This is a genomic window from Pseudomonas sp. SJZ079 (genome assembly GCF_007993865.1).
Classification (GTDB): Bacteria; Pseudomonadota; Gammaproteobacteria; order Pseudomonadales; family Pseudomonadaceae; genus Aquipseudomonas.
Window position 1 is genome coordinate 133,185 of sequence record NZ_VIUH01000006.1, and the last position, 25,773, is coordinate 158,957.

The 25,773-nt window shown below is 59.1% G+C and carries 29 protein-coding genes, 1 tRNA gene and 1 pseudogene; 9 read left to right on the forward strand and 22 right to left on the reverse strand.

Translation table 11 applies throughout. From position 1 onward, the window contains the following. Positions 1–76: 76 nt before the first annotated feature. The gene (bamC, locus tag FBY03_RS08325; RefSeq protein ID WP_147171727.1) at positions 77–1,195 is read right to left on the reverse strand and encodes an outer membrane protein assembly factor BamC; all 1,119 of its coding nucleotides are present in this window, start codon (positions 1,193–1,195) and stop codon (positions 77–79) included. Between the two features lie 17 nt (positions 1,196–1,212). Continuing rightward, positions 1,213–2,091, reverse strand: coding sequence for a 4-hydroxy-tetrahydrodipicolinate synthase (gene dapA, locus FBY03_RS08330; RefSeq protein ID WP_147171728.1), 879 nt, complete (start codon positions 2,089–2,091; stop codon positions 1,213–1,215). Positions 2,092–2,314: 223 nt separating this feature from the next. Between dapA and FBY03_RS08335 the strand changes: the two genes are divergently transcribed. Continuing rightward, complete coding sequence (locus FBY03_RS08335) at positions 2,315–2,872, forward strand: glycine cleavage system protein R (protein ID WP_025167116.1); 558 nt, start codon at positions 2,315–2,317, stop codon at positions 2,870–2,872. Positions 2,873–2,882: 10 nt separating this feature from the next. Then, complete coding sequence (locus FBY03_RS08340) at positions 2,883–3,356, forward strand: peroxiredoxin (protein WP_147171729.1); 474 nt, start codon at positions 2,883–2,885, stop codon at positions 3,354–3,356. 45 nt (positions 3,357–3,401) lie between these two features. Here FBY03_RS08340 and FBY03_RS08345 read toward each other — a convergent pair whose 3' ends face one another. Both FBY03_RS08345 and FBY03_RS08350 read right to left on the reverse strand, forming a co-directional pair. Then, positions 3,402–4,469 carry an AI-2E family transporter gene (locus FBY03_RS08345; protein ID WP_147171730.1) on the reverse strand — a complete coding sequence of 356 codons (1,068 nt, stop codon included), beginning with the start codon at positions 4,467–4,469 and terminating at the stop codon, positions 3,402–3,404. Positions 4,470–4,509: 40 nt separating this feature from the next. Then, complete coding sequence (locus tag FBY03_RS08350; RefSeq protein ID WP_147171731.1) at positions 4,510–4,761, reverse strand: sulfurtransferase TusA family protein; 252 nt, start codon at positions 4,759–4,761, stop codon at positions 4,510–4,512. A 107-nt stretch (positions 4,762–4,868) separates the two neighbouring features. Between FBY03_RS08350 and FBY03_RS08355 the strand changes: the two genes are divergently transcribed. Next, the gene (locus FBY03_RS08355; protein WP_147171732.1) at positions 4,869–6,302 is read left to right on the forward strand and encodes a M48 family metalloprotease; all 1,434 of its coding nucleotides are present in this window, start codon (positions 4,869–4,871) and stop codon (positions 6,300–6,302) included. Positions 6,303–6,358: 56 nt separating this feature from the next. Here FBY03_RS08355 and nadA read toward each other — a convergent pair whose 3' ends face one another. The 16 genes from nadA to aspS form a co-directional block, all read right to left on the reverse strand. After that, positions 6,359–7,417 carry a quinolinate synthase NadA gene (gene nadA / locus FBY03_RS08360; RefSeq protein ID WP_147171733.1) on the reverse strand — a complete coding sequence of 353 codons (1,059 nt, stop codon included), beginning with the start codon at positions 7,415–7,417 and terminating at the stop codon, positions 6,359–6,361. A gap of 189 nt (positions 7,418–7,606) precedes the next feature. Continuing rightward, positions 7,607–7,682 (reverse strand) — tRNA-Lys (locus tag FBY03_RS08365). Between the two features lie 57 nt (positions 7,683–7,739). Continuing rightward, the gene (gene queC / locus FBY03_RS08370; protein ID WP_147171734.1) at positions 7,740–8,414 is read right to left on the reverse strand and encodes a 7-cyano-7-deazaguanine synthase QueC; all 675 of its coding nucleotides are present in this window, start codon (positions 8,412–8,414) and stop codon (positions 7,740–7,742) included. Positions 8,415–8,483: 69 nt separating this feature from the next. Next, the gene (gene queE / locus FBY03_RS08375) at positions 8,484–9,131 is read right to left on the reverse strand and encodes a 7-carboxy-7-deazaguanine synthase QueE (RefSeq protein ID WP_147171735.1); all 648 of its coding nucleotides are present in this window, start codon (positions 9,129–9,131) and stop codon (positions 8,484–8,486) included. Between the two features lie 115 nt (positions 9,132–9,246). Continuing rightward, positions 9,247–10,059, reverse strand: coding sequence for a tol-pal system protein YbgF (gene ybgF / locus FBY03_RS08380; RefSeq protein WP_147171736.1), 813 nt, complete (start codon positions 10,057–10,059; stop codon positions 9,247–9,249). 6 nt (positions 10,060–10,065) lie between these two features. Further along, on the reverse strand, positions 10,066–10,563 hold the full coding sequence (gene pal, locus FBY03_RS08385; RefSeq protein WP_147171737.1) for a peptidoglycan-associated lipoprotein Pal: 498 nt from the start codon (positions 10,561–10,563) through the stop codon (positions 10,066–10,068). A 69-nt stretch (positions 10,564–10,632) separates the two neighbouring features. Next, positions 10,633–11,931, reverse strand: a complete 1,299-nt coding sequence (gene tolB / locus FBY03_RS08390; protein ID WP_147171738.1) for a Tol-Pal system beta propeller repeat protein TolB — start codon at positions 11,929–11,931, stop codon at positions 10,633–10,635. Between the two features lie 5 nt (positions 11,932–11,936). Continuing rightward, complete coding sequence (gene tolA, locus FBY03_RS08395; protein ID WP_147171739.1) at positions 11,937–12,923, reverse strand: cell envelope integrity protein TolA; 987 nt, start codon at positions 12,921–12,923, stop codon at positions 11,937–11,939. Beyond that, positions 12,920–13,372 carry a protein TolR gene (tolR, locus tag FBY03_RS08400; protein ID WP_147171740.1) on the reverse strand — a complete coding sequence of 151 codons (453 nt, stop codon included), beginning with the start codon at positions 13,370–13,372 and terminating at the stop codon, positions 12,920–12,922. Before tolR ends, tolA begins: the two co-directional genes overlap by 4 nt. Before the next feature lie 34 nt (positions 13,373–13,406). After that, positions 13,407–14,102, reverse strand: a complete 696-nt coding sequence (gene tolQ / locus FBY03_RS08405; RefSeq protein ID WP_147171741.1) for a protein TolQ — start codon at positions 14,100–14,102, stop codon at positions 13,407–13,409. A 2-nt stretch (positions 14,103–14,104) separates the two neighbouring features. Next, positions 14,105–14,557 (reverse strand): tol-pal system-associated acyl-CoA thioesterase, encoded by a 453-nt coding sequence (gene ybgC / locus FBY03_RS08410; protein ID WP_147171742.1) that lies wholly within the window; start codon positions 14,555–14,557, stop codon positions 14,105–14,107. A 52-nt stretch (positions 14,558–14,609) separates the two neighbouring features. Further along, on the reverse strand, positions 14,610–15,662 hold the full coding sequence (gene ruvB / locus FBY03_RS08415; RefSeq protein WP_147171743.1) for a Holliday junction branch migration DNA helicase RuvB: 1,053 nt from the start codon (positions 15,660–15,662) through the stop codon (positions 14,610–14,612). Positions 15,663–15,668: 6 nt separating this feature from the next. After that, on the reverse strand, positions 15,669–16,274 hold the full coding sequence (ruvA, locus tag FBY03_RS08420; protein ID WP_147171744.1) for a Holliday junction branch migration protein RuvA: 606 nt from the start codon (positions 16,272–16,274) through the stop codon (positions 15,669–15,671). A 21-nt stretch (positions 16,275–16,295) separates the two neighbouring features. After that, the gene (gene ruvC, locus FBY03_RS08425) at positions 16,296–16,820 is read right to left on the reverse strand and encodes a crossover junction endodeoxyribonuclease RuvC (RefSeq protein ID WP_147171745.1); all 525 of its coding nucleotides are present in this window, start codon (positions 16,818–16,820) and stop codon (positions 16,296–16,298) included. A gap of 175 nt (positions 16,821–16,995) precedes the next feature. Next, a complete protein-coding gene (locus FBY03_RS08430; protein ID WP_147171746.1) occupies positions 16,996–17,745 on the reverse strand; it encodes a YebC/PmpR family DNA-binding transcriptional regulator in 750 nt (249 codons plus the stop codon). A gap of 165 nt (positions 17,746–17,910) precedes the next feature. Then, positions 17,911–19,686: an aspartate--tRNA ligase gene (aspS, locus tag FBY03_RS08435; RefSeq protein WP_147171747.1), complete on the reverse strand. Its 1,776-nt coding sequence runs from the start codon at positions 19,684–19,686 to the stop codon at positions 17,911–17,913. A 305-nt stretch (positions 19,687–19,991) separates the two neighbouring features. On the opposite strand from aspS, the gene FBY03_RS08440 reads away from it, so the two are divergent. The 6 genes and pseudogenes from FBY03_RS08440 (at position 19,992) to FBY03_RS23220 (ending at position 24,573) form a co-directional block, all read left to right on the forward strand. Further along, the gene (locus FBY03_RS08440) at positions 19,992–21,110 is read left to right on the forward strand and encodes an HD domain-containing phosphohydrolase (protein WP_147171748.1); all 1,119 of its coding nucleotides are present in this window, start codon (positions 19,992–19,994) and stop codon (positions 21,108–21,110) included. A gap of 94 nt (positions 21,111–21,204) precedes the next feature. Beyond that, a complete protein-coding gene (locus tag FBY03_RS08445; RefSeq protein ID WP_147171749.1) occupies positions 21,205–22,023 on the forward strand; it encodes an SDR family oxidoreductase in 819 nt (272 codons plus the stop codon). A gap of 133 nt (positions 22,024–22,156) precedes the next feature. Then, positions 22,157–22,627: a Dps family protein gene (locus tag FBY03_RS08450; protein WP_147171750.1), complete on the forward strand. Its 471-nt coding sequence runs from the start codon at positions 22,157–22,159 to the stop codon at positions 22,625–22,627. A gap of 109 nt (positions 22,628–22,736) precedes the next feature. After that, the gene (locus FBY03_RS08455; RefSeq protein WP_147171751.1) at positions 22,737–23,804 is read left to right on the forward strand and encodes a GGDEF domain-containing protein; all 1,068 of its coding nucleotides are present in this window, start codon (positions 22,737–22,739) and stop codon (positions 23,802–23,804) included. A gap of 166 nt (positions 23,805–23,970) precedes the next feature. Beyond that, positions 23,971–24,291 (forward strand): annotated as a pseudogene (locus tag FBY03_RS23420) (cold shock domain-containing protein membrane protein); the annotation flags it as partial. A gap of 24 nt (positions 24,292–24,315) precedes the next feature. After that, complete coding sequence (locus tag FBY03_RS23220; RefSeq protein ID WP_256677894.1) at positions 24,316–24,573, forward strand: cold-shock protein; 258 nt, start codon at positions 24,316–24,318, stop codon at positions 24,571–24,573. 61 nt (positions 24,574–24,634) lie between these two features. Here FBY03_RS23220 and FBY03_RS08465 read toward each other — a convergent pair whose 3' ends face one another. Both FBY03_RS08465 and FBY03_RS08470 read right to left on the reverse strand, forming a co-directional pair. After that, positions 24,635–24,841: a SlyX family protein gene (locus FBY03_RS08465; protein WP_147171753.1), complete on the reverse strand. Its 207-nt coding sequence runs from the start codon at positions 24,839–24,841 to the stop codon at positions 24,635–24,637. Between the two features lie 3 nt (positions 24,842–24,844). Beyond that, the gene (locus tag FBY03_RS08470) at positions 24,845–25,270 is read right to left on the reverse strand and encodes an HIT domain-containing protein (protein WP_147171754.1); all 426 of its coding nucleotides are present in this window, start codon (positions 25,268–25,270) and stop codon (positions 24,845–24,847) included. Positions 25,271–25,773 lie beyond the last annotated feature (503 nt).

A 25,773-nucleotide genomic window follows, 5' to 3' on the forward strand; every position in this document is an offset into this window, starting at 1 on the left:
GCAAACAAAACAGGCGAAACCCGCTGGGTTTCGCCTATTGGTTTCTTTCCGAGTTGCGCCTGCAACCCAATTATCTTTAGCCGAGGTTTTCCTGGATCAGGTCCAGAATCCGGCGCGCGACATCAGACGGCGCGACGGTGTTGAGGTCTTTTTCCACGGTGACCTGGACGCTGTCACCCACCGGCGTCAGGCGCACCTGATAGCGCTCGGCGCGGGCCTCGATTTCTTCCTTATCGCGCTCACCGCCGAACAGCTTGCCGAGGAAACCCGGTTCTTCGTCCTTCTTGATCGCACCTTCGGCCAGGTTGATGTAGTACACGCCGAGGCTGCGATTGAGGTCGTCGATGCGCACATCGGCCATCTCCAGCGAGCGACCCACACCGGACCAGGCCCGATCGAAATCGGCGCCCAGGTTCAATACCGGGTTGCCGTTGCCGTCCTCAGACAGGCTGACGCGACGTGGCGCGTCGAAATCGCGGGCAGCCAGCAACGACACGGAACCACCCTGCTCGGCGCTGCGCGCCAGGTTCACCAGCATCTCATCGAGCAACGCGGCTTCCAGCTTCGGATTGCCGCTACGGCTGGCAAAGGCCACATCGGCGCTGCTGCCGGCTGGGCGCTCGGCACTGACCACGAAGACCTCACTGGTATTGCGTTGCACGCCCGGCTCGATGCGCACCCGCACGCGGGTCTCGGCATCCGCCGCCACACCCGACTCGGGCTTGCTCAAACGACGCGCCATGGCGCTGGAGAGTTCATCGAAACGCTGCCAGGCGGTGCTGAATTCACCGGTCTGCGGGCGCTCGTCGACCACCCGAAAACCGTTGTCTTCGAAGAACTGTCGAACCACCGGCCAGACTTCCGCAGGCACCCGTTGGGCCACCAGCCAGCGCGACTCGCCGCTCTTCTGCAGGCTGAACTCGCTGGCATCGGCGCGCGCTGGCAGCGCTTGCGGACGCGGAACTTCGTATTCACCCGTTACCGTGCTGCTGGCCACCTGCTGCGGCACCGGCAACAGGGGATCGAGGCGCTTGGCTTCGACATTCGCCGGCAGCTGCATGGGGGCAGTTTGCCGCGCGGCGAGGTAGTCGCCACCACGATCACGGAAATAGCCATCCTCACCCCACAACCAGCCGCAACCGCTGGTACTAGTGATGATCAGAGCAAGTGCAGAGAGTCCGGCCAGTCGCTTCATGCGCAGTAATTCCTCAATTAAACCAATACACCGGACTGGCGCAGGGCCTGACGCAGCGGTTCATGACAACGCGGGCTGAGCCAGGTCAGTGGCAGGCGAATACCATCCGGCATCATGCCCATCTCATGCAGGGCCCACTTCACCGGAATAGGGTTGGACTCCATGAACAGCGCTTTGTGCAACGGCATCAAACGGTCGTTGATGGCGCGGGCAATCGCGGCATCACCACGCATGGCGGCGGCGCACAGGTCGCTCATCGCACGCGGGGCGACGTTAGCGGTCACCGAAATATTGCCTTTGCCGCCCATCAGCATCAGTTCGACGGCGGTGGCGTCGTCGCCCGAATACACCAGGAAATCCTTGCTCACCCGGTCCAGTACTTCCTGACCGCGCTGCAGGTCGCCGGTGGCTTCCTTGATACCGATGATGTTGGCTATTTTCGACAGCCGCTCGACGGTCTCCGGCAGCATGTCGCAGACGGTGCGGCCCGGTACGTTGTAGAGAATCTGTGGAATCGCCACCGCTTCGGCGATGTGGCGGAAATGCAGATACAGGCCTTCCTGAGTCGGCTTGTTGTAATAAGGGGTCACCAGCAAGCAGGCATCGGCGCCCACCTCTTTGGCGGCGCGGGTCAGTTCGACCGATTCGCGGGTGGAGTTGCCGCCCGTACCGGCGATCACCGGGATGCGCCCAGCGACCTGGTCGACCACGCGACGGATCGCCTCGATATGCTCCGACACGTCCAACGTAGCCGACTCACCCGTGGTGCCGACCGCGACGATGGCGTTGGTGCCCTCCTGCAGGTGGAAATCCACCAGTTTGCTCAAGCTGTCCCAATCGAGATCACCTTGCGCATCCATGGGCGTGACCAGTGCCACCATACTGCCCGCAATCATGCAACCGCTCCTGCCGGAAAAAGAGAGCGGTAATGGTACTGGCGCCACCAGCCTTGCACAAGCGAAGGACATGACCACTGGACAACCCGGCTTTGCGGGCAAACGCCACAGATTGCATGGATCCGCCAGCCGCGAGCATTCCCCTGAGCAGCGCTTTTCGCTACCCTTCGTCTTTGCTCGGTACTCTGTTCGAGCCGAACGCTCATCGTTTTAGGAAGGCTGCATGTCCACCCCCCAAGTTCGCGAACAATTCCTCATCATCAGTGCACTCGGCCCCAACGCCATGGAGCTGACTAACGTCCTGTGCCGCGCCAGCCATGAAAACCGCTGCGCAGTACTCAGCACCCGCCTGAGCCGGCACGGTGAATTCAGCGCGTTGGTGTTGCAGGTTTCCGGCAGCTGGGACGCGCTGGCACGCCTCGAGTCGAGCCTGCCTCTGCTGGCCAAGAAGCACTCGTTCTCCACCAACGTGATTCGCAGCGGCGCCTCGGAAAACCGCCCTCAGGCGTTGCCTTATGTGGCCTACGTCAGCTCGGTGTATCGCCCCGACATCCTCAATGAGTTGTGCCAGTTCTTTATCGACCACCATGTCGAGCTGGAAAATCTCACCTGCGATACCTACCAGGCCCCGCAGACCGGCGGCACCATGCTCAACGTCACCCTGACGGTGACCTTGCCGGCCGGCACTCAGATCAGCTGGTTGCGCGATCAGTTTCTCGACTTCGCCGACGCCTTGAACCTGGATGCGCTGATCGAACCCTGGCGCCCGCAGAATCCATAAGGAGCGTTTTATGGCCGTAACACTCGACACCCCTATTGCCGATTTCCAGGCTCAGGCCACCAGCGGCCAGGCCGTGCAACTGTCGGCCCTGCAAGGCCAGCAAGTGGTGATCTACTTCTACCCAAAAGACAGCACGCCGGGCTGCACCACCGAAGGCCAGGGCTTTCGCGATCAATACCCAGCCTTCCAGGCGGCCAATACCCAGGTATTTGGCGTGTCCAGGGACGGCCTGAAATCCCACGAGAACTTCAAGAGCAAGCATGCCTTTCCCTTCGAACTGATCTCGGACAAAGACGAGACGCTCTGCCAACTGTTCGACGTGATCAAGCTGAAGAAGCTCTATGGCAAGGAATACCTGGGCGTCGATCGCAGCACCTTCCTGATCGACAAGCACGGCGTGCTGCGTCAGGAATGGCGTGGCGTGAAGGTACCCGGCCACGTCGATGCAGTACTGACCGCGGCGCAGGCACTGAACAAAGCTTAAGCCCTCGTCAGAAGCAGAACGGCCGCTCTATGCGGCCGTTCTCGTTTAAACGCTTCGCTCGAGGGGCTCAGTGCGCGGCCAGGCGTCCAGCAGCGCCTTGAACAAGGTAGCCAACGGAATGGCGAAGAACACTCCCCAGAAGCCCCACAGGCCGCCGAACAACAGCACGGCGCAGATGATTGCCACCGGATGCAGGTTCACCGCCTCGGAGAACAGCAGCGGAACCAGCACGTTACCGTCGAGCGCCTGAATCACCCCGTACACCACCAGCAGGTAGATGAACTGATCGCTCCAGCCCCACTGGAACAACGCAATCAGCACCACCGGCACGGTGACCACCACAGCGCCGATATAGGGCACCACGACCGACAGCCCCACCAGTAGCGCCAATAACGCCGCATAGTTGAGCCCCAGCGCCGCGAATGCGATGTAGCTGACCACCCCACAGATGATGATTTCGATCACCTTGCCACGGATGTAATTGGCGATCTGCAGGTTCATTTCCTGCGCCACATGACTGAGCAAGGCCCGCTCAGTCGGCAAGTAACTGCGAAACCAGCGACCGATCAGCTCACGATCCTTAAGAAAAAAGAACACCAGGATCGGCACCAGCACCAGGTAAATCATGATGCTGGCCAGCAACGGCAGGCTGGACAACGAGAAGGTCAACGCCCATTGACCGAACTGACCGATCTCGCCACGCGCCAGCTCAATCGCCTGCAACACCTGTTCCTTGCTGACCAAGTGCGGGTAGCGCTCCGGCAGCAACAGCAGCAACGACTGCCACTCGCCCAGCATGCGTGGCAGCTCGTTGAACAGGTTGCTCAACTGACGCCACAGCAAAGGCATCAGCACCAGCAGGCACAACGCCAGGGCACTTACGAACAGGGCGAATACCAGCGATACCGCAGCTATCTGCGGTAAACGCAGACGCTCGAGGGCATTCACCAGGCCTTGCATCAAAAACGCCAGCACCAACCCGGTCAGCACCGGCGCCAACATCCCCCCCAGGGTCAGCACGGCCGCAAAACTGAGGATCAGCAACACCGTCAAAACCACGGCCTGCTCATCGGAAAAATAGCGGTGTAGCCAGTTGCGTAACACGCGAAGCATCGACATTCCCTAGATCAAAACAGCCCAATCACATACAGCGTCAGGCTTTACGCAACCAGTAGCGGTAGGTGCCATTGTCTACCTCCTCGCGCAACAAGGTGTGTCCGGCGAGGTTCGCAAAGGCACGAAAGTCGCGCTGCGAACCCGCATCGGTCGCAATCACTTTCAGCACCGCACCACTGGCCAGGCGATTCAACTCCAACTTGGCCTTGAGCAGCGGCAGCGGACAATTCAAGCCACTGGCATCCAGCTCTGCATCGCAGGCCTGCACCTGTTCCTGTACATCGTTCATTCAATCTCTCCCAAACCTGGCGCTAGGATACCTCAAGCCAGCGTAACCCTGGCCATACGCGCGCTTGCCCAGCTACAGTACGGCTCTGTTCACCAAGAGCCTCGTGCATGAATCTTCTGCGCCCTACCCTGTTGACGCTCGCCTGCCTGCTCGCCCTGCCCGGTACGGCTAGCGAGCTGCCGTCACTCGGCGATGCCAGCTCCGCCATCGTCTCGCCGCAACAAGAGCATCAACTGGGTCGCGCCTGGCTGAGCCTGCTGCGCGGCCAGGTTAGCCAGCTATCCGACCCGCAGCTCAAGGATTTCGTCGAGAGTAGCGTTTACCGCCTGGGCGAAACCAGTCAGGTACAAGACCGGCGCCTGGAGTTCGTCCTGCTCGACAGTCCACAGATCAACGCCTTCGCCGCACCCGGGGGAATTATCGGGGTCAACGGCGGGCTGTTCCTCTACGCCCAGACCGAAGCCGAATACGCCTCGGTAATGGCGCACGAGCTCGCTCACCTTTCGCAACGTCATTTCGCCCGCGGCGTGGAAGCCCAGCAGCGCATGCAGCTGCCGGTCATGGCGGCAATGCTCGCCGGAATAGTGGCAGCGGCAGCGGGTGCCGGTGACGTCGGGATTGCCGCCATCGCCTCGACTCAAGCGGCGGCGATTCAGGAGCAGCGACGCTTCTCCCGGCAGAACGAGCAGGAAGCTGACCGCATCGGCCTGGTCAACCTGGAAAAGGCCGGTTACGACCCACGCGCCATGCCGAGCATGTTCGAGCGCCTGATGCGCCAGTATCGCTATGACCGCAAGCCACCGGAATTCCTCCTGACCCACCCGGTATCCGAGTCGCGGATCGCCGACACGCGCAACCGCGCCGAGCAATTCAACAGCGGCGGCACAGAAGACAGCGTGCGCTATCAACTCATGCGCGCCCGCGTGCAACTGATCTATGAAGACACTCCCGGTCTAGCCGGCAAACGCTTTCGCGCCATGCTCGAGGAAAATCCAAAACTGGAAGCCGCGCGCTACGGCCTGGCATTGGCGCAAATCAAGAGTGGCCAACTCAAGCAAGCCCGCGAAAGTTTGCAGCCCTTGCTGCAAAACAGCCCCAACGATATTGCTTACAACCTGGCCCAGGTCGAACTGGACATCGCCGCCCGCCAACTTGCGGATGCCCAGAGCCGGGTCGAACGTCTGCAGCGGCTGTACCCGAGCAACTACCCGCTGCATCAAGCCGGTATCGACCTGCTGATGAAACAGGGCCGCAGCCAGGACGCCGAGCGCGCCCTCGACGCACTGCTGAAGGATCGCCCGAAAGATCCGGACATCTGGTATCAAGTCGCCGAAGTGCGCGGCCTCACCGGTAACACCATCGGCCTGCACCAGGCACGTGCGGAATTCTTCGCCCTGGTCGGTGACTTCGATCAGGCCATCGAACAGCTCGACTTCGCCAAGCGCCGAGCAACCAACAACTTCCAACTGGCCTCGCGCATCGATGCACGACAGCGCGAATTGATCGAAGAGCAACGCAGCATCGAACAAATGCTGCGGTAAACACTCAGAAAAAAGCCCGGAACAGCCCGGGCTTCTCAATTCAAATAGCGTTGCGTTTAGGCATTCCCAGCCAGCTTCAACCGCGCAGCCTGAGTGAAGTCGAGCATGCGCTTGAGCGGCTTGATCGCCTTGGGAATCAACGCAGGGTCGACAAAAATCTCGTTGCTGCCCTCACGCAGGCAATTCAGCGTGCGTTCCAGGGTATTCATCGCCATCCAGGGGCAGTGTGCACAGCTGCGGCAGGCCGCACCGTTACCGGCGGTTGGCGCCGCGATAAACGTCTTGTCCGGACACAATTGCTGCATTTTGTAGAAAATGCCGCGATCAGTGGCAACGATAAAGGTCTTGTTCGGCAGCGTCTGCGCCGCCTTGATCAACTGACTGGTCGACCCCACCGCGTCGGCCAAATCGATGACCGCCGTCGGCGACTCCGGGTGCACCAGCACAGCCGCCTCCGGATACAGCGCCTTCATGTCTTCCAGTTGCTTGGCCTTGAACTCTTCGTGAACGATGCACGCACCGTCCCACAGCAACATGTCGGCGCCGGTCTGGTTCTGGATGTAACGGCCCAGGTGCTGATCCGGCGCCCAGATGATGCTTTCGCCGTTGTCCATCAGGTGTTCGATGATTTCCACCGCGCAGCTGGACGTTACCACCCAGTCAGCCCGCGCCTTCACCGCCGCCGAGGTATTGGCATACACCACCACGGTACGCTGTGGATGCTGGTCGCAGAACGCGGAGAACTCCTCCACCGGACAACCCAGGTCCAGCGAGCAGGTCGCCTCCAGGGTCGGCATCAGCACCCGCTTTTCCGGATTGAGGATTTTCGCCGTCTCGCCCATGAATTTCACGCCCGCAACCAGCACGGTCTGCGCCGCGTGCTGATTACCGAAGCGGGCCATCTCCAGTGAGTCGGAGACACAACCACCGGTTTCTTCAGCGAGCGCCTGCAGCACAGGGTCACAGTAGTAATGGGCGACCAGTACGGCATTCTGCTTTTTCAGTTCAGCAGCAATCTCAGTGCGGTAAAACGCCTCTTGCTCGGGCGTCAGCGGTTTAGGCTGCTTGGCGTCGAGGTGAGCTTGCACCAGAAGGCGTTCGGAAATCTGCGTCATCTCATCAGGCCCTGTGGAGGTCTATTAGCGCGAAACTTGAGTATACCCGCCTGATTGGCACGAGAGCAGACAAGGCAGAAATACGGGACACTCGAGCTCGATCAAGGTAAAAATTGCAGATACAAAAAAGCCCGAAAATTCCTTTAATCAGAATTTTCAGGCTTTCTCGACCTTCCGCAGAAGGAAATATGGTGGGTCGTGTGGGATTCGAACCTACGACCAATTGGTTAAAAGCCAACTGCTCTACCAACTGAGCTAACGACCCGACGCGAGGCGCATGATACTGATTTAATTCAGAAATTCAACACTTCGCGAAATATTTTTAAGCGTAACGCGTGGGATCGGCCAACCCCGCCGCGGCAAAGCCCTCGGCACGCAGGCGACAGCTGTCACATTTGCCGCAGGCGCGGCCCTGATCATCGGCCTGATAGCAGGACACCGTCAGGGCATAATCCACGCCGTGCTGCATACCCGCCTGGACGATCTCGGCCTTGCTCATGTTCTGCAGCGGTGCCTGAATGCGAAAGCCCTGGCCTTCGACACCGGCTTTCGTCGCCAGATTAGCCATGCGCTGGAACGCCTCGACGAACTCCGGACGGCAATCCGGGTACCCCGAATAATCCACGGCATTAACCCCGATAAAAATGTCGCGTGCACCCAGCACCTCAGCCCAACCCAAAGCCAAGGAGAGAAACACGGTATTGCGCGCCGGCACATAGGTCACCGGAATGCCTTCACTCGGCCCTTCCGGCACCTCGATACTGCTGTCGGTCAGCGCCGAGCCGCCGATGCCATTGAGGTTAAGCCCGATCACCTTGTGCTCGACTACGCCCAAGTGCCTGGCTACGCGCTCGGCCGCTTGCAGCTCTGAACGATGACGTTGCCCATAATCGAAACTCATGCTGTAGCAGGCATAACCCTCGGCTTTAGCCAGGGCGACCACAGTGGCCGAATCGAGACCGCCGGAAAGCAGGATGACCGCTTTTTTCTCACTCATGGGGTGTTCCTCTTCATTACCGGCCCGACAGACTTGTCACAGGCGCACTGAGCAGCTTGAGCAACCAACTCAGTGCCCCGGCTCGTCATTCCAGAGAATCTTGTGCAACTGCATCTGCAAACGCACGGGCAGGTTGTCGGCCACTATCCAGTCGGCCAGCGAGCGTGCATCCAGCTCCTGATGGCTCGGCGAGAACCACACATCGCCGGCGCGCTGATCCAAACGGTACTGGATCAGCTTGGACACCGCCCAGTCATAGTCTTCGCGCGAGCAGATGACAAACTTGACCTGATCATTCGGCGTCAGCAGCTCGATATTTTCATAACGATTGCGCGCCACTTCCGCCGAGCCCGGCGTCTTCAGATCAAGCACTTTACTCACCCGCGGGTCGACCGCCGAGACATCCAGGGCACCGCTGGTTTCCAGTGACACCTCATAGCCGGCATCACACAACCGCTCGAGCAGAGGTATGCAGTTGGGTTGCGCCAACGGCTCACCACCGGTCACACAGATATAGCGCGGCTTGTAGCCGGCGACCTGCTCGACAATGGCATCCAGGGACATGACCTCGCCGCCACTGAAGGCATAGGCGGTGTCGCAATACTGGCAACGCAGGGGGCAGCCGGTCAGGCGAACGAACACGGTCGGCAAGCCGGCAGTGCGCGTCTCGCCCTGCAGCGAGTAGAAAATCTCGGTAATTCGCAGGTTTTTTTGCATATAGCCACGGGCGTGACGGCTAAACAGGCCATCCGCCTCCGTTGCGGGAAAAGGGCGAAGATTCTAACGAAAAAACCCGCGACAGGCGCGGGTTTTCTTGATCGCAGATTCAGCTTTAGGGTAAGCGCTGCAAATCACGCTGCGCCAACTGCGCCGCCGACGACCCCGGATACTGGGCGATGACTTGCTGCAGAATGCCTTTGGCCTTGTCCACATTGCCCAGGCGCATTTCAACATCCGCCAGTTTGAACAATGAGTCGGGCACTTTTGCATGCTGCGGATACACCTGGCTGACCCTGGCAAAAGCCTGGCCCGCACCCTGCAGGTCGCCCTTCGCCAGGTTCACTTCACCCAGCCAGTACTGAGCATTGCCGGCATATTGGCTGTTAGGGTATTTGCGTAGAAACGCCGAAAAAGCCTGGCTGGCCTTGTCGAAATCTTTGACTTTGATCAGATCGAAGGCAGCGTCATAAAACAGCTTCTCCTTCTCCGGATCCGCTGATCCATTGCCGGCAGGCGACTGAGCCTGATCTGCAGTAGGTGCTGGTGAGGCACTGTTCGCGCCCTCACCCGAGGAATTCTGTGTGGCCGCAGCACCTGCTGCACCACTGCTCAAGCGTCGATCAAGATCCTGGTAACGCTCCAGGCCCTGTTGCTTCAATCGCTCAATTTCATTCTGCTGTTCTTCGAGCATACCGCGCAGTTGCGCGATCTCCTGCTGCATCTGCTGCAGCTGATTGAACAGCATGCCCTGCGCCGAGGCAGGGGCCTCAGCCCCTCCCCCGGCGTAGGCGCCGGACGTGTCATAACCAGGTGATGGGTAACTGCTGCCGTAACCGGCATCGTTATCCACCACAGGAACCTCAGCCCAAGCCACAAGTGGCAGGCTGAGCACCAAAACGGTTAAAGCACGACGGCACATACGCATGGCGAATTACTTACGCAGTTCGACGCGACGGTTCTGAGCCCAGGACTGCTCATCGTTACCGGTAGCAATCGCACGCTCTTCACCGTAGGAAACCAGCTCCAGCTGAGCAGGGGAAACACCCTGCAGTACCAGGTAGCGCTGCACGGCCTTTGAGCGACGCTCGCCCAGTGCCATGTTGTATTCACGGGTACCGCGCTCGTCAGCGTGGCCTTCCAGAACGACGCGAGCGCCGTTGCCTTTCAGATCCTTGGCGTGAACGTCGAGGGCGCGCATGGCTTCCGGCTTCAGATCCGAGCTGTCGTATTCGAAGTAGAAGGTGGTGATAGCGCGCAGGGCCGCTTCTTCGCTCAGGCTGCCGTCGACAGCACCGGTGTCGGTACCGTAACCGGCATTCGGGTCGATTGCGCCTTCGCCAGCAGCATCGCCGCCCTTGGAGGAACAACCAACAGCAACGGCGAGAGCCAAGCTCAGAGCAGCAAATTTACCGAATTTCAGCATTTCCATCATGTAACTCCTAATGAACCCCAGTGTGTTAAGCAGTATTTCAAGCAATAGCAAAGGTGTAGCGCCGCATCAGTTCAGGTAGGGGGACCAGGAAGGCTCTCGAACTTCGCCTTGAGCGGTAGGAAGAGGGAGCCTAACGCGACCATTGGTGGACGCTAACATCAAGACTCCCCGACCCTGCTGGCGGGTGGCGTAGATTATCATGGTGCCGTTAGGTGCAACAGTGGGTGACTCATCCAAACTGGTATCAGAAAGAATGCGCAAATTGCCCCGCTGAAGATCCTGTGCCGCTACTTTGAACACGGTATAACCATCCTGGCGGTGAATCATCACCAGGGTCTTTTCATCCGCAGAGAGTTTCGGGTTGGCGTTGTAGTTACCAACGAAGGTCACACGCTCAACCGCACCACTGCCGATGTTGGTTTTGTAGATTTGTGGCTTACCGGAACGGTCCGAGGTGAAGTAGATGGTCTGGCCATCCTTACCCCAGAAGGGTTCGGTATCAATCGAGCCCTGATTGGTCACGCGACGCAGTTGCCGCGAGCCCATGTCCATCACATAGATTTCCGGATTGCCGTCACGCGACAGCACGAAGGCCAGGCGACTGCCGTCCGGCGACCAGGCCGGCGCGCCGTTCAGGCCTTCGAAATTGGTGATCTGCTCACGCCGCCCGGTATCGATGTGCTGCACGAAGATACGCGGACGCTTTTGCTCGAACGACACATAGGCGATGCGCCGGCCATCCGGAGCAAACGACGGCGACAGGATTGGCTCACGCGACTGCAGCAGGGTCACTGCACGAGCGCCGTCGTAATCGGAGCGCTGCAAGGTATAGCGCGTATTGTTCACTGCAAAACGTTCGGCGGTGACATAGAGCATGCGCGTGGAAAACGCGCCTTTGGTCCCGGTGAGCTTCTCGAACGACTGATCGGCAATATGGTGGGCCATGTCGCGCAGCTGATCGACTCCTCCACCGACGCTGCCCGTCATCACCTGCTGCTCGGTGGCCACGTTGAACAACGCGTACTGAACCTGCAAACGGCCGCCGCTGGGAACCAGGCTACCAACCAGGACATACTGGGCGCCAAGGGCCTTCCAATCACGGTAGATGAGTTCGCTGGCCTGGGTCGGCAGACTGATCATGTTCTGCTTCGGGATTGGCTCGAAAACCCCCGAATTGCGCAGATCCTTGCCGATGATATCGGCCATATCCTCCGGTAGCACGCTACCGCCCTGCCAACCAAACGGCACCACGGCAATCGGTGTCGCGCGATCACTACCGCTACTGATCACCAAGGGGTCAGCCGCCTGAACGCTGCCGACCAACATGGCCAGCCCCACCAGGACAATACGCATCAGGGTATTCACTGAGTTCAATTCTCCGGTTTGAATAAAACAGCGCGCTGCCTATATAGGCTATCAAAGGTAGCGCGATCCAATTGTTGCATTTCGGCGATGCGGCCTACGTTGCGCACCGCTTGTACCGCTGAGCTATCGAAAGCTGCGTCACCACTGGAGCGGGTGACGCTGGCATTGGTGATGGTGCCATCGGGCAACATCTGAATCAGTAATGCAACGCTCATCCCGCTACGAGCCGACATAGGTCTTTGCCAGCTTTCGGTGATCAGCTTGATGATCAAGTCATCAAGATTCCCGGCCACCTGATCGCCCTGGGTTTCGGCTAACGCCTGCTGATGCCCGACTTCGTCCGACAGCAGCTCGGCCAATGCAGCGGCCTTCTTATCCTCAACCGCTTTACGACTGGCCACTTCAGCAGCCTTTTTCTTGGCATCCTCCGCGGCTTTTTTCTTCGCAGCTTCGGCAGCGGCCTTTTTCTTGGCCTCTTCGGCCGCCTTCTTCTTGGCGTCTTCCGCAGCCTTTTTCTTGGCATCCTCGGCGGCTTCCTTCTTCGCCTCATCTTCAACCGCCTTCTTCTTGGCGATATCGGCTAGCTTCTTCTGCTCTGCGGCCTTTTTTTCCGCCTCCGACTTCTTAGCGGCATCCGCTTTCTTAGCCGCTTCGGCCTTTCGAACCTCATCGGCTTTCTTTTGTTCCGCAGCCTTGGCCGCCGCCTGCTTCTGCTGCTCGGCTTTTTTCTGTTCCAGTTGCTCGGTTTCGTACTGCGGCGCAGCGGTTTTCTTCGCCTCGCCGGCAATTTTCTGGTTGGTCTGAGTAGTCGCCTGGCTTTGCGACTTCAATTGATACAAGGTCGCCTGCACGACTGGCCTGGCTGGCGGCAAATCCGGGGCAAAGGCAAAACTGACGAACAGCATCGCGAACATCAGGGTATGCAGCGCCACCGCCCACACCACCGGCCAGAACAGGCTTTCCGAAGAAGAGCGCTCACGCTGCTGCATCAGGGTGCCTCGGTAATCAGCCCGACGTTACCCACGTCAGCCTGCTGCAAGCCACTCATGGCCAACATCACCGTACCGTAATCGACCGCTTTGTCTCCGCGCACGAACACTTGCACTTGCTTACCCTGGCGACGACTCTCAGCCAGGATGCCAGTCACCGCACGCGTCATCTCATCCAGGGTCATGGCTTGATCCTGCACGGTATCGACATCGACCTCGGTGCCCATGTTCCAGTAATAGGACTTGTCGGCCTTGATCGAAATGGTCAGCACCTGGGCGTTGTTGTCCTGCGGCAGCACTTCGCTGCTGACTTTCGGCAGGTCGACCTTGACCCCTTGATTGAGCATCGGCGCGGTCACCATAAAGATCACCAGCAGTACCAACATCACATCGATGTAGGGCACCACGTTCATCTCGGCGACGGGCTTGCGTCTGTTGCGAATTCTGGCCATGGCTTGAAAAACCTGTATTGAGAATGCCTAAGGCTTAGTCGTCGCTGGTATGCACTTTACGGTGCAGGATCGCCTGGAACTCATCGGCGAAGGTGTAGTAACGGCCGATCAGCATCTCACCCCGAGAGGAGAAGCGGTTGTAGGCAATCACCGCCGGAATGGCCGCGAACAGACCGATGGCCGTGGCAATCAGCGCCTCGGCGATACCTGGGGCCACAGTGGCCAGGGTTGCTTGCTGAACCTGGGCCAAGCCGCGGAAGGAGTTCATGATCCCCCACACGGTGCCGAACAGACCAATATAGGGGCTGGTGGAGCCGACTGTGGCGAGGAATGGCAGGCTTTGCTCGAGCTTCTCTTCCTCGCGCGAGATGGCCACGCGCATGCCACGGGCCACGCCGTCCATCACCGCATCCGGATCGACACCTTGCTGCTGGCGCAAACGGGAAAATTCCTTGAAACCGGCGCGGAAAATCTGCTCCAGACCAGAGTCTGGATCCGGGTTGCTGCCTGCCTGACGATACAGCTTGGACAGGTCGATGCCGGACCAGAAACGTTCCTCGAAGTTATCCAAGGCGCGCTTGGCGGCGCGCAGCAGCGTGCTGCGCTGGAAGATCATGACCCACGATGTGACCGAAGCGGCCACCAGCGTCAGCATCACCAGTTGCACCACCAGGCTGGCGTTGCTGATCAAACTCCACATCGACATGTGGTCAACGGCGTTGGCTTCCACGCTTACTCTCCTGCCTTAGATGTACCCGTGCCGCCCAGGACGGCAAAGGCCGTACGCAGAGCTTGGGGAATAGCCCGGGGTTTCAAATTGTCGGCGCGCACACAGGCCACCAAAAACTGCCCCTCACAGAGCAGCACGTCATCCACAGCCCGCCTGACCTGTTGACGAAAACGCAGGCTGGCACGGTTTAATTCGATTACTTGCGCACTGACCAGCAACTCATCGTCGAGCCGGGCCGGTGCGTGATAGCGCGCCTCCGCGGAATGCACGACAAACAACAGGCCCTCACCCGCCAGCGTCGACTGGGCAAAGCCCAGGTCGCGCAGGCACTCGGTGCGAGCCCGCTCCATAAATTTGAGGTAGTTGACGTAGTAGACGATGCCGCCGGCATCGGTGTCTTCGTAATAAACCCGACAACGATGAGCGAAAGACTGAACTCCGTTTTGCGCGTGCATACTGTAGTGCTAGCTCCTGAACTTGCCAATTGGCTACGGCAAGTATTTTTTCTTACTCGCCACTGCTGTCGAACAGGTCGACGGTCGGTAGTTCGCCCATACGCTTCGGCACATTCAGGCCGAAATGCAGATAGGCATGTCGTGTCACCACCCGTCCCCGCGGGGTGCGCATGATGAAGCCCTGCTGAATCAGGTAAGGCTCCAACACATCTTCGATGGTATGGCGCTCCTCACTGATCGCCGCGGCCAAGCTATCGACCCCCACCGGGCCGCCGTCGAATTTCTCCATCATGGTCAGCAACAGCCGGCGATCCTGGTGATCGAAACCGCGCTCATCGACATTCAACAGATTCAGCGCCCGATCGGCGATCTCTCGGGTGATGTCACCCTGACCACGCACCTCGGCGAAATCACGCACACGGCGCAACAGACGGTTGGCGATACGCGGTGTCCCCCGCGCACGTCGGGCGATTTCAAATGCCCCCTGCGCTTCGATCGGCAAGCCGAGAATACCTGCCGAACGTGTGACGATGGTTGCCAGATCGTCGACACTGTAGAACTCCAGACGCTGCACGATACCGAAGCGATCACGCAACGGATTGGTCAGCATGCCCGCGCGAGTAGTGGCACCGACCAGGGTGAAAGGTGGCAAATCCAGCTTGATCGAGCGCGCGGCGGGACCCTCGCCGATCATGATGTCGAGCTGGAAATCCTCCATTGCCGGGTACAACACTTCTTCGACAATCGGCGACAGACGATGGATTTCATCGACGAACAGCACATCGCCCGGCTCAAGATTGGTCAGCAGCGCGGCCAAGTCACCCGGCCGCTCCAGTACCGGACCCGAGGTGCTCTTGATCGACACGCCCATTTCCTGGGCAATGATATTGGCCAGGGTGGTCTTACCCAGACCCGGCGGACCGAAGATCAGGGTGTGATCCAAGGCCTCGCTACGGCCTTTAGCGGCCTGAATAAACAACTCCATTTGCTCGCGCACACTCGGCTGGCCGATGTATTCGGCCAGCTTCAACGGCCGAATGGCTCGATCCACCTGCTCATCGCGGTCGCGGGGTGTGGCGGCAATCAGGCGATCTGCTTCTAGCATCTGGAGTTACACCATTCCCTTCAGGGCACGACGAATCATATCTTCACTGCTCAAGCCATCTTCCTTGATACTGGAGACGGCACGACTGGCTTCTTGCGGTTTATAACCTAGAGAAATAAGTGCACTGACTGCATCATCCTCCGCGCTTGAGACTGCACCACCGGCGCGAGGTTCAACAACCAGCGTCGCCATACCCGGCACGGCCTCCCAGGCCTTGAAGCGATCCTTCAGTTCAACCAACAGGCGCTCAGCGGTTTTCTTGCCAACGCCGGGGACCTTCACCAGCACCGAAGCATCCTGCACTTGTACACAACGCACCAGCTCATCGACTTCCAGGCCAGACATTAGCGCTAGCGCCAGCTTCGGACCAACGCCATTGAGACGGATCAGCTCGCGAAACAGTTGACGCTCGCGCTTCTCGAAGAAGCCATAGAGCAAATGGGCATCCTCACGCACCACCAGATGCGTATGCAGGGTCACCGACTCGCCGACTGCCGGCAGACGGTACAGGGTGGTCATCGGTACTTCCAGCTCATAGCCGAGTCCCTGCACATCCACAATCAAATGCGGCGGCTGCTTTTCCGCCAAGGTGCCGCGCAAACGTCCGATCACCACTGTGTTCCTTAAATGACATTACAAACGAAGGCGGCCACTGCGCCGCTTGGCGCCTGCCAGACCATGGGGAATCAGGCTTTGCCGGTGATGGGCATGGCACAGGGCAATGGCCAGGGCATCCGAGGCATCGATCTGCGGTTTCTGCACCAGCTTGAGCAGGTGCATAACCATCATCTGCACCTGCTCCTTATCCGCGCCGCCGGTACCAGCAATAGCCTGCTTGACCTGGGTCGCGGTGTATTCGGCCACATCCAGCCCCGCCTCGATACCCGCCACGATGGCAACGCCCCGCGCCTGACCGAGTTTCAACGCGGAGTCCGGGTTACGCGCCATAAACACCTGCTCGATGCCCATGGTCACCGGCCCGTAGGTTTCGATGACCTCGCGCACGCCACGAAACACGATTTGCAAGCGCTCCGGCATCGACCCGCTACCGGTCCGGATGCAGCCCGAAGCCACATACTCACAGCTGCGCCCGGTGTCGCGCACTACCCCATAACCGGTGATGCGCGAACCGGGGTCGATACCGAGGATCAACGTCATGCCCTACCATCCACCCCAGGCGTCGACCAGAGCCGGCCACCATACTGTTTATTTATCCAGCACGCAGTATAGGGGCAGGCCTTGGTGCCGTCACCCGCCAAACACCCATGAAAAAGCCGGAAGTGCTCAGGCCGCATGCGCCCAGCAACTTCCGGCCTGTTCAACACGGGTTCGATCAGCCAAGCTGCTCCATGATTTCGTCCGGGATCTCGGCATTGTGATAGACACTTTGCACGTCATCCAAGTCCTCCAGCATGTCGATCAGCTTGATGACTTTCTGCGCGACTTCCAGGTCATCGATCGGCGCACTGATAGATGGAATCATCGCAATCTCAGCCTCATCGCCCTTGAACCCTGCGGCGCTCAGCGCTTCGTTTACCGAGATAAAGTCGACGAACGAACTGAACACATCCATCGAACCGTCATCATTGACCACGACATCATCGGCGCCAGCTTCCAGCGCCGCCTCCATCAAGGCATCTTCATCCACGCCCGGAGCGAAGCTGATCTGCCCCTTGCGGTCGAACATGTAGGCAACCGAACCGTCAGTACCGAGATTGCCACCACACTTACTGAACGCATGGCGGACTGCGGCGGCAGTGCGATTGCGGTTATCGGTCATGGCCTCGACGATAATCGCCACGCCGCTTGGCGCATACCCTTCATAGCTGAGCTCTTCAACCTTGTCGCCGTCATCCGAACCCACGCCACGGGCGATGGCGCGATCAATGGTATCGCGCGTCATGTTGGCAGTCAGCGCCTTGTCGACCGCCAGACGCAGACGCGGGTTATCCGCTGGTATTCCACCGCCCTGACCTGCTGCAACTGTCAGTTCACGGATCAGCTTGGTGAAAATCTTGCCCTTTTTGGCGTCTTGACGCCCTTTGCGGTGCTTGATGTTCGCCCACTTAGAATGACCAGCCATAACTCACTCCGTATTCCTCTCATTCATTTCGATCACAGATCGATCTGAAAACCGTCACAAGCGAAGGCTAGGCAAGGCGAAAGGAGACGAGAAAGCGGAGTTTGCCGTAGCAAATGAGCATTTCGAGTCTCTTTCCAACGCCGCATAGCCGAGCGCAGTAGGTTTTTATTCGGCTTTCGGCTGCTCGCGCAGACGGATATGCAACTCGCGCAACGCCTTGTTATCCACGGCCCCCGGCGCCTGAGTCATCACGCACGCGGCACTCTGGGTTTTCGGGAAGGCGATCACTTCACGGATCGACTGAGCGCCAGTCATCAGCATCACCAGGCGATCCAGACCAAAGGCCAGGCCTCCATGAGGTGGCGCACCGAACTTCAACGCATCGAGCAGGAAGCCGAACTTCTCTTCTTGCTCCGCCGCCTCGATACCGAGCAAGCGGAACACCGCCTGCTGCATCTCCTTGCGATGGATACGGATCGAACCACCGCCCAGCTCGGTGCCGTTCAGTACCATGTCGTAGGCACGCGACAGTGCGGTGCCTGGATTGGCTGCCAACTCTTCCGGGCTGCACTTGGGCGCAGTGAACGGGTGGTGCAGCGCGTTCAAGCCGCCGTCATCGCTCTCCTCGAACATCGGGAAGTCGACGACCCACATTGGCGCCCACTCGCAGGTGAGCAGATTGAGGTCGTGTCCCAGCTTGATGCGCAGCGCGCCCAGGGCCTCGCTGACAATCTTGGCCCGGTCGGCACCGAAGAACACGATGTCGCCATCGACTGCGCCAACGCGATCGAGGATCACATTGAGGTTGTCCAGCGGGATATTCTTGACGATTGGCGACTGCAGGCCTTCGACGCCATTGGCGCGCTCGTTGACCTTGATGTAGGCCAAGCCACGGGCACCGTAGATACCGACGAACTTGGTGTAATCATCGATCTGCTTACGCGGCATGCTCGCGCCACCCGGCACGCGCAATGCGGCGACGCGAGACTTCGGGTCATTGGCCGGGCCACTGAATACCTTAAACTCGACATCCTTGAGCTGATCGGCAACGTCGATCAGCTCAAGCGGGATGCGCAGGTCCGGCTTGTCCGAGCCATAGCGACGCATGGCTTCTTCATAGGTCATGTGCGGGAAGTCGGCGAACTCCACATCCAGCACTTCCTTGAACAGCTGACGAATCATCTTCTCGGTGATACCCATGATCTCGCTTTCATCGAGAAAGCTGGTCTCGATGTCGATCTGGGTGAATTCCGGCTGACGGTCGGCACGCAAGTCTTCGTCGCGGAAGCACTTGGCGATCTGGTAGTAGCGGTCGAAGCCAGCCACCATCAACAACTGCTTGAACAGCTGCGGCGACTGCGGCAGGGCGAAGAAACTGCCGGCGTGAGTACGGCTCGGCACCAGATAGTCGCGCGCGCCTTCCGGGGTGGCGCGAGTGAGAATCGGCGTTTCCACATCGAGGAAGCCATTCTCGTCCAGGTAACGCCGAATGCTGGTGGTGATACTTGAACGCAGCTTCAGCTTGGCCGCCATTTCCGGGCGACGCAGGTCAATGAAGCGGTAACGCAGGCGAGTCTCCTCGCCGACATCGGTGTATTCGTTGAGCGGGAATGGCGGAGTCTCCGCCTCGTTCAGCACTTCCAGCGCATAACCCAGCACTTCGATAGCGCCTGACGCCATGTTGGCGTTACCGGCACCGGCCGGGCGCAAGCGCACCTTACCGGTGATTTTGACCACGTATTCGCTGCGTACTTTATCCGCCGCGGCAAAAGTCTCTGCACGATCCGGATCGAACACCACCTGGGCCAGACCTTCACGGTCGCGAATATCGAGGAAAATCACCCCGCCATGGTCACGACGGCGATGAACCCAGCCGCAAAGGGTGATTTCCTGACCGTCCAGGCTCTCGTTCAGTTGGCCGCAATAGTGACTGCGCATCATCGTGGTAATCGCTTCTCTTGAGTCTTGAATTCATTGGGTCGCACAAAATGCGACGCTCGTGACCAGCATCTCGGCGCGCCGACAGCCCACACACCGACTTAACAGGCAAACGCGGTACTCCGGCAATTGCGCCATCCAACGACCCCACAATCGAGCAGCGAGGCGCTTGCGCCTGACAGCTGCCAACCCGGACACCGTGGCAAAGCGCGAGATTATATATGGTTAAGCCGCTACGTGCAGCCGCCACCCCTCCCGCTTTCGACAGGCAGCCCTATACTCAGCGCTTAACCCCAGGGAGAGCGGTTATGACCTCACCTCATTGCGTCGAGCTGCCTAGCGAACTGCTGGAGGACTTTCGTCAAGAAGCCGCCGAGCAGTTCCAACGCAGCGAACAACTGCTGATCGAACTGGAGCACTCGCCGGCCGACAGCGAACGCCTGCACGACCTGTTTCGCCAGGTCCACACCCTCAAAGGCAACCTCGGCTATATCGGCCTTAGTACGCTGATGCCGCTGCCCCAAGCGATCGAGGACGTACTGGCTTGCCTGCGCGAAGTGAAGTTGAGCTTTGACAGCCTGCTCGGCGACATCCTCCTGCTTAGCCTCGATCACCTAAAAGAGCTGATCGAGCAAGACCTCGGCGGCCGCACCGCGCGCCTCGACCCCAGCCAACTCAGCGAGCTCAGCCAAGCCCTGAGCTCGCTAGCCTGCGCACCGCCCGCGCGACAGACGGAAATCCGCCGCGCACTACTCCAGCAACTCGACCCGAACAACCAGCTACCGAAGCCCACCCCCACAAACAACGTACAAGCCACCGAACTGCTCGAGCACCATGGCATCCAGCCCGATGCTGACCTGCTGTTTTTCATCGAACTCATGCAGGCCAGCGAACACCGCTCGCGCTACTGGCATGGCCGCGGCATGCGCCAGCTGGATCTGGCACTGACCATCAATCGACTCGGCGGTACAGCGGAACAACCTGCGCAGCTGGCGGCGGCCATATGCCTGCATGACCTCGGCATGGCCTTCCTGCCACTGGAAATGCTGCACAAGGAAGCCCGCTTCAGCAACGAAGAACGCCAACAGATGCAATCACACCCGCGCCTGGCACACGACCTGTTAAAACGCCTGCCTAATTGGCATGCCGCCGCCGAAATTGCCCTGCAACATCAGGAGCACGCTGACGGCAGCGGCTACCCGAAAGGCCTGCGTGAGGCCGAGATCAGCCCTGGCGCCTTGATCCTCAACATCGTCGACACCTTCGACGCCCGTACCCATGAGCGCGCCCACCAGACCTTGAGCAAACGGCCGTTGCTGCGCGCCATTTTGGAGATCAATGGACTGGCCGGCAGTCAGTTCAGTCCCCACTGGGTCGAAGTGTTCAACCGCACCCTACACCTGCAACCTGAACTGGCCCATCGCTGAAGCCCTTGCACCCGAAGTTCTCGCCTCGCTAAGCTCGCCAGCCCACCATTCGGCCGCCAAACCAGCGGACCCAGGCTCGAACCAAGGAGTTGTAATGCAATCGCTTGCAGGCAAGGTAGCCGTCATCACTGGCGCGAACTCTGGCATTGGTCGCGCCCTCGCCGAACTATTGGCCACCGAGGGTTGCCACCTGGCGCTGGCCGACATCAACACAGACAATCTGCAAAGCATCGCCCTCGACCTGCGTCAACACGGTGCACGCGTTAGCTGCCACCAGCTCGATGTCGCCGACCGCACCGCCGTGTTCGCTTTTGCCAATACCGTGTTAGCGGACCACGGCAGCGCCCAACTGATCATCAATAATGCCGGCGTAGCGGTCTCTCAAACCATCGCAGAGCTGAGCTATACGGATTTCGAATGGCTGATGGGCATCAACTTCTGGGGCGTGGTACACGGCACCAAAGCCTTCCTCCCGCACCTACAGAAGAATAATGAGGGGCATATCGTCAATGTCTCGAGCATCTTCGGCATCATCGGCATGCCGACCCAGGGCGCCTATAACGCCAGCAAGTTTGCCGTGCGCGGTTTTACCGAGGCACTGCGCCAGGAACTGAGTACTAGCAAGATCACGGTCAGCTGCGTGCACCCGGGCGGCATCAAAACCAACATCGCCCGCTCAGCTCGCTTCTACCAAGGCATCGGCGGCCAGCGCGACGCCTGCCGCGCTGCAGCTGACTTCGAAAAGCTCGCCCGCACCAGCCCCGAGCAGGCCGCCAGGGTCATTGTCGACGGTATTAAAGCCAAACGCCCACGCATCCTGATCGGCAGCGATGCCCGCCTGCTCGACTGGATTCAGCGTGCACTGCCGGCCTCCTACCCCAAGGTACTGGCCAAGCTACTGCGCAAGAATTGAACCCCAGCAAACCAATAGCTTCTAACAATGGCATTTATTGACACAAGCCAAGATCAAGCCCGACAAGAGCCATGCTAGCCTTTGTTCATCCAAGAGCTCGCCCAGCCTCAAGCCACCTGAAAGGAGAAACGGTATGGAAATCAACATCGGTATTGCCGAACAAGATCGCGCAGCCATCGCCGAAGGCCTGTCCCGCTTACTCGCAGACACCTACACCCTGTACCTGAAAACCCATAACTTCCACTGGAACGTCACCGGCCCGATGTTCAACACCCTGCACCTGATGTTCGAAGGGCAGTACACCGAACTGGCGCTGGCAGTTGACCAAATTGCCGAGCGCATTCGTGCCCTGGGCTTTCCGGCTCCGGGCACTTACGCCGCCTACGCACGCCTTTCCTCGATAAAAGAAGAAGAAGGCGTACCGAGCGCAACGGACATGATCAAGCAACTGGTTCAAGGCCAGGAAGCGGTGGTGCGTACCTCACGCGGCATATTCCCACTGCTCGACAAGGTCAGCGACGAACCCACTGCCGACCTACTGACCCAGCGCATGCAGGTACACGAAAAGACCGCCTGGATGCTGCGCAGCCTGCTCGACGCTTAAGACATACAACCACAAATACACAAAGGCCCGTTCGCTCGGGCCTTTTGCTAGGCGTAGAGGTGCGCTTGTTCTATGCTCTGACCATTCGCAACTCGCCACAGTGACGTGCATGAGCCCGCCAACCAAAGCCCCTAGCCTCCTAGAGCTGTACCCCGAAGACACCCGCGATGCGGCCGCCCTGTTAAAGCAGGCCGTACCCTTGATGGTGCGCCACAGCATTCCACCCAATCCGGTGCATTACGCCCTGTGGTACACCTACAGCAAGGGCCAGGAGCCGGGTCTTAACCGTCGGCTGGACAAAATCGTCAAGGACTTCGACAGCTTTCCAGCCGAAACCGCCGCCAAGCTATTTCGCGAGTACATCATTCGCGGCGAACTGGAGGAGGCACAGACCAAGCAACAGCAAGTCATCGACCTGGTTGACGACATTGAAGGCGATGTTTCCCACAGCCTGGCTGGCAGTCGCAATTATCAACTCAGCCTGGAGCAGGGCCTGGCAGCACTGCAAGAACCACTCATGGATGACCTGCCCAGCGTATTGAGCGAGTTGCAGGAGAGCACTCAGCTGATGCAGGACCAGCAAGAGAAATTCCTATACCGCCTACGCGCCGCGCAAGGCGAAATTCAACATCTACGCAGCCAGCTCGATCGCGCCCATGCAGCCGCAACCCTGGACAGCCTGACCCAGGTATTCAACCGACATGCCTTTACCCGCTTGCTGGAGAAAATACTAAGCAACGACCACCAGGGTGTGGCGTTAGTCATGTTGGATATCGATCATTTCAAGCAATTCAATGACCAGTACGGCCACCCGTTGGGCGACCGCGTCCTGCAACATGTCGGCCAGCTCCTGCGTGACCTGTTGCCGCCTCAAGCGATGGCCGCACGCTATGGCGGCGAAGAGTTCTGCATCATCCTGCGTAATTGCTCCGACCTTCCCAGCGCCCACGCCTACGCCGAGCAACTGCGCGAGAAAATTCAATCGCTACGAATCAAGGTACGTCGCACCGACAAAGTGCTCGACAGCATCACCGCCTCTTTCGGCCTGGCTCTCGCCGAAGCGGGAGACAACCTGGAAAGCCTGCTGACTCGTGCCGATGACGCCCTCTACCAAGCCAAGCACAACGGCCGCAATCAAGTACACCCCGAGTCCCCGGTGACCGCGTTAAGCGCCTGATTTGAGTAGCCCTCCTCTTTGCTGTTAAATACGCCCCGTGCATCCGCCCCAAGTCCTTGGGGCAGTGCATAGGCTGGTTCCGCGCACCTCCAACGCCCTCCACTCATGGCACAGCATGCGAACCCGCTCGTCCTGGTGATCCTTTTAATAAGTGAGCTGATTAAATATGTTGAAAATCGTCCACCTACTTACGGGCCTCGCTGCCCTTCTGTTATCCATCGTCCCAAGCCTAAGCAGTAACGCCCCGTCACTCCTGCAACAACCAGACGCCCTGGGCCTTGCTCTATTAGGCCTGCTCAACTTGCTCCTGGCGCCACAACTACCCATCTGGCACGCCGGCCTGCGGCATCAGCTGCAAACCCTGGTCTCCGTCCTATTGGTACTGGGCACACTGCTCCAAGCCCTGATCTTACTGGCCCCCCTACCCGTAATCGCCAACCAAACGGCCACCCTGTTCAGCCTGCTAACCGTGCTCGCAGCCGTGCTACTGCACCTGGCCACCAACCTGCGCCTGCAAACTCGCAGCCGCACTCCGGCGCAAAACACGACCAATCGGGAAACGGGTACGGTCAAGTGGTTCAACACTTCCAAAGGTTTCGGTTTCATCTCCCGTGATTCGGGCGACGATATCTTCGTGCACTTCCGCGCCATTCGTGGCGAAGGCCATCGAGTACTGGTCGAAGGCCAGCGCGTCGAGTTTTCCGTCATGCAGCGCGACAAGGGCCTACAGGCAGAAGATGTGATTGCCGCGCTACCCTCGCGCCGCTGAAATACAGCCCAGACTATAAAGCCCGCATCTGCGGGCTTTATAGTCTGGGCGTTACCGCCTGCTAATAATGAGGCGGTGGCGCCTCATCTCCAGCACTCTCGAGCTGCCCGCTGATGTCTTCCTGACGCTTAGCCAAGGCAGCGAGCTGTAGCTGCAAGCGTTCAATTAGACGCTGCTGCGCGACTAACTCATCGCTGAGCGTTTGAATGGTGTCGTCCTGAAAAGCCAAACGGCTCTCCAATTCAGTGACCCGCTCTTCCATATTCACCACTCACACCTCGACGAAACTGAAATTTTCGGCCAACACCAAACGCAATTTACTCCTGATCGCCGCCACCTGCTCCTCGCTGTAGGGCTGCGCCGGATGCTTACCCCAAACCGGCGCTGGCCACGCGACATCCTCACGGCGACGCACCACCACATGCATATGCAACTGATTGACCATGTTGCCCAAGGTCGCGACGTTCATTTTATCGGCAGCGAAGGTGTCCTTGAGCATTTCCGCCAGCTGCGTGGTTTCTTGCCACAGCGCCTGCTGGTCACCTGCATCCAGCTGGAACAGCTCACTGACATCCTCGCGCCGTGGCACCAGGATAAACCATGGGTAATGCGCATCGTTCATCAGCAACAGACGGCACAATGGAAAATCCCCAATGGGCACAGTGTCCTGCTGCAAGCGTGAATCCAAGACGAACATACCGCTCCCCTGCTCAACCAATCGATAGGAAAAGCTTAGCGCCAGAATCGCGACCCCGGCAGACCAAGCAACAGATGCGCAGGATACGCGAGAGCCACAGGGGACTCACCCTTACACCGGATCGAGCACAACAGCCGCCCCCCCCCCGCCAGACTCTTAACGGATTGACACTCGGCAGCGTTACGTAATGCGCACCAAGATTGGGCAATTGTCCGCCCGTAACCGCAACAAACCCACTAAAACGTTACCGCGACTACACCCTCCCTCTGACGATCACACCCCAACCAATAAAGCAAGCAACCACCCCCACTACCCCCACCCATCCAGCCGCAGTACCATGAACGCCTAAAATACCCCTACAATCAGCCACTAGCACTCATCCAGCCCCAACCGGCAAGCCACCTGCAGCCAGAATATTAAAGTTTTATGGAAACCCTGAGAGATGAGCACGACTTTTGCTTTAGGCAACGACAATGTGTGCGATACACACTAGAGCCGCTCAC